Source organism: Donghicola sp. XS_ASV15, assembly GCF_041224595.1.
Classification (GTDB): Bacteria; Pseudomonadota; Alphaproteobacteria; order Rhodobacterales; family Rhodobacteraceae; genus Donghicola.
This window is the reverse complement of sequence record NZ_JBGFGN010000149.1, coordinates 1-3518: the sequence shown is the minus strand read 5'-3', so window position 1 is coordinate 3518 and position 3518 is coordinate 1. Positions and strand designations below refer to the sequence as shown.

Annotated in this window: 2 protein-coding genes; one reads left to right on the top strand and one right to left on the bottom strand. The window is 50.9% G+C overall.

Features of this window, described 5'->3' with window-relative positions:
* The first annotated feature begins 174 nt into the window (after positions 1–174).
* Positions 175–1308, top strand: a complete 1134-nt coding sequence (locus tag AB9K37_RS12350) for a response regulator (protein WP_369839120.1) — start codon at positions 175–177, stop codon at positions 1306–1308.
* Positions 1309–1447: 139 nt separating this feature from the next.
* Here AB9K37_RS12350 and AB9K37_RS12345 read toward each other — a convergent pair whose 3' ends face one another.
* On the bottom strand, positions 1448–2863 hold the full coding sequence (locus tag AB9K37_RS12345; protein ID WP_369839117.1) for a methyl-accepting chemotaxis protein: 1416 nt from the start codon (positions 2861–2863) through the stop codon (positions 1448–1450).
* Between the last annotated feature and the right edge of the window lie 655 nt (positions 2864–3518).

The window sequence follows — 3518 nt, the reverse complement described above, 5'->3', positions numbered from 1 at the left end:
GCCCCCACCTCCAAAGCGCAGAGGGCGACCACCCAAAATCAAAAATGGAGCTGCCAGTCTATAATCCCGCTGACAACCGGGACGCCAAACTGGGGAATTTTAACTTGCCCATTCTGGGGATTTTTGACCTGCCATTGACAGCGCCTGCTTGAAGAAACGCAGAAGAAAGCCGAGATGGCCAGTCTGGCCAAAAGCCGCCTGATCCGCGCAATCTCGCATGAGATGCGAACGCCGCTGAACGGGATGTTCCTGAGCCTTGATATTTTGGAAGACGGCATGACCTTGTCCAGCGCTGACAAGCGTTTGTTTCAAACGCTCAAGAAAAGCACTGAGCGTTTGCTGGGTCAGGTCGACAACATCTTGTCATTTGTGCAGTCAGACACCCCGAGCGACACCCAAGAGCAAACCGCCATTGATGTCGGCAAGGTGCTAAATGCGCTCTACACCGAGAATGTGTCTCGCACCCAAGCCCGGCATTTGGACAGTACGCTGGTAAACAACATCGGCTCGCACATGGCCGTTGGGAAAGAAAGCGTCCTGCAGAGCCTGTTCCAAAGCCTATATATCGAAGCGCTCGCATCGCCCGAGGGCGCATCAGTCCGGGTCGAATGCGATAGCGTAGTCCACGACACCCAGATCACTTACCGCCTGTCCATCACCGCTCCGACCTTCCGATCCAAGCTAGGTGACGGAAATCTGGCACGCAAAGTGTATTCAGGGCAGGGGTCTGACAAACACAAGAAGGAAGCGATCGACCTAAATCTGTGGATTTCACAAAACGCAATTTTGGAGTTGGGTGGGTCGCTGAATTTTGAAGAAGCTGGAGAGGACTCTGCCAGTGCGGTCGCGACTTTCTCTTTCCCAAGGGCATCACAGCCGCGTCCAGTAATTAGCTCTGTGTCTGACCAGCTGCCCCAGGATCTGAGTGTGATGATCGTCGATGACGACCCGATCAATCGTCGAATTTTGTCGCTGTTACTCAAGAAGAACGGCAATGCCGTGTGGACGGCCGAAAACGGTCAAGAAGCCGTTGAGTTAGCAATCAAATATAAGCCCGATATGGTAATCATGGACCTTAATATGCCTGTGATGGACGGTATCAGTGCGACGCGTGAAATTCTGAGTCAAGCAGCGTTGGCTCACACAAAAGTCATCGGTGCGACAGCTTATATGAGTGACGAAATCGAGGTAGAGTGCCTTGGCGCTGGGATGCTCGAGCTGGTGGCCAAGCCGTTACGCAAAGAAAAGCTGTTTCAGACTCTCTCACGCCATTTGTCCGACTATGCTCCTTTAGGCACGACAAACTGATGCTAAATCCTACGATCGCCAACCAGGTTCTTACCATTTGGGTTCAGCTGCACCAATTCATCAAACATGAAGGCTAGGTAATACCTCGTATTGCCAGCGGCGCTTCCTACGATAAAACTTAAGTTCGGCGCTCGCCGCATTAAAAGCCTTCGAAAGGATCAGAGTCATCCGCCAGTAGTGCAGTATTCTTCTCAAAAATACTTGGGCTTTCGGAAGGTTTCTGAGGAGCCAAGGTGACATTCGTCTTGGCTATTATCGCTGATATATCAGAAGGAATTTGTTTACCAGAAGAGAGCGTATCATTTAGACGCATTAGGTCACTACGCGAAAGCTTTGACAAATCTAGGGCAGCAGCGATGTTGTCGTTATTTCCCTCAGAAATAGAACGCGTCGAAAAACCCTTCATTGCATCATCGAGCGACGCTGCAACTGACGTTACAGATTGCACGAAGTTTGCAACGCGTTGAGTTTGTTCATCCATTGAACGCGACGAGGATAGTAAAGAAACAGCTGCAGCTCCAACTTGCTCAATCCCTTTGGCCTGTTCCTCAGACGAAAGTGCTATGGTTTTGGTTTGGTTCGAAATACTATTGATGTTCTCGACGATCTTGCCAAAGGCAACTTCCGTTTTGGGTGCAACTGAGACGCCCTCTTCTACGCGTCTACTTGCACTCTCAACCAGCTGGCTCGTTTCTTGGGCCGCTTTTGATGACCGGCTGGCTAGGTTTCTAACTTCTTGAGCGACCACCGCGAAAACTCTACCGTGCTCTCCGGCGCGCGCAGCTTCAACTGCAGCGTTCAAGGCAAGTAGTTTGGTTTGAAACGCAATTTCGTCGATCACTTTTATGATACGTCCAATATCATCGGAAGCCGGCTTAATGTGGTGCATTGCGGCGACCATCTCTTGAACACTTTTGGCCCCTTCCCCCGCATTCACCAAGCTCACGCCCGTCAATTCAGCCACCATTTTCGAGGCTTCGGCGTTCCCTTGGACCATTTGACCGGTTTGCTGGACAGATGATGAGATATCCTCAGCGGAGGTAGATTGAAATGATCTGGTTGACTTCAGGGACTCCGCCGCAGAACTTGCGTCACTGATACAAATCGTAAGCTCTCCTGTCTGTTGAGCAATTTTACCTAAAACGTCATTGAGATGATCATAGGCACGCTCAAACGATTTCACGATTTCTTTATATCGACCTTTAAACCGGTTTATTTCTATGTTTCTATCGAGCTTACCAGATACGATGGCTTCAGACATGCTGGATATCTCTGTGACAAGATTCTGGAATCCGGTTCGAATTTTTTCAGTAGACTTGTCGACAAATGCCAACTCTCCCCCCAACGGATTCGGCGAATAGTCGAATTCCCCTTGCGAGTACGCCATCATCGTTGTCATGATCTGGCGAAGGACATCCATTTGATGATCGAGCATTTTGTTGACGCTGGCTGCAGCACTCCGATCGGCGCCAGAGAAAATACTCTCATCAAGCCGCAAAGCCGGCAAGCCGCACAAGGTCATCGTCACGGCCGTCGCGCGCAAGCTCGTCATCATCGCCAATGCTCTTTGCAAAAAACGGCGGAAATGGGAGCCCCGCCATCCCTGATGAATACAGTTGCTAGCTATCGGCAACCATATACCAAAGGTCTTCGATTTATGGATGCAAAATGTCTCCGCATGCAGTTTCCTTCGCTTTCGAATGGTCAGTGGGAGCGCAAGTCAACTGGAACGTGCGCCCATGACATTTACACAGACGGCAACATTCTGGACGAATACGACAGGCACAGACAGAAGCTTTGGACGATCGAGAAAGCCCGTGCGTTCGTTGCAGATTGGAAAAGTGACCCTCACCTCGAAGCGACGGTCCTCTGTCAATTTAGCGTCGCCGCAGAAAAGCGTTTGACGGATGGACGTGATTGACGCTCAGAGTTGAGGCATCCAAACCCGTAGGCCCCTCCATTGACCAAGCGCCCTAGCAAATATATCGGCACACTCTATGCCTTCAAATTCGAAGGGCGCGAGGGCTATGGCATCTGCACCAACGAAGTCATCGACGGCTGGGGTCCACGAGGTCACGTCCGTCAAGGTGGTGTAATTTGTCGGGTGGCCTGAGGTCATGATCAGGCGGCTTTTATGCTGAGAATTGGGTCTGTCTCCTCGTTGTCGATCTGAGCGAATGCCTCGACCATCATGTAGCGGCTGGCGGTTT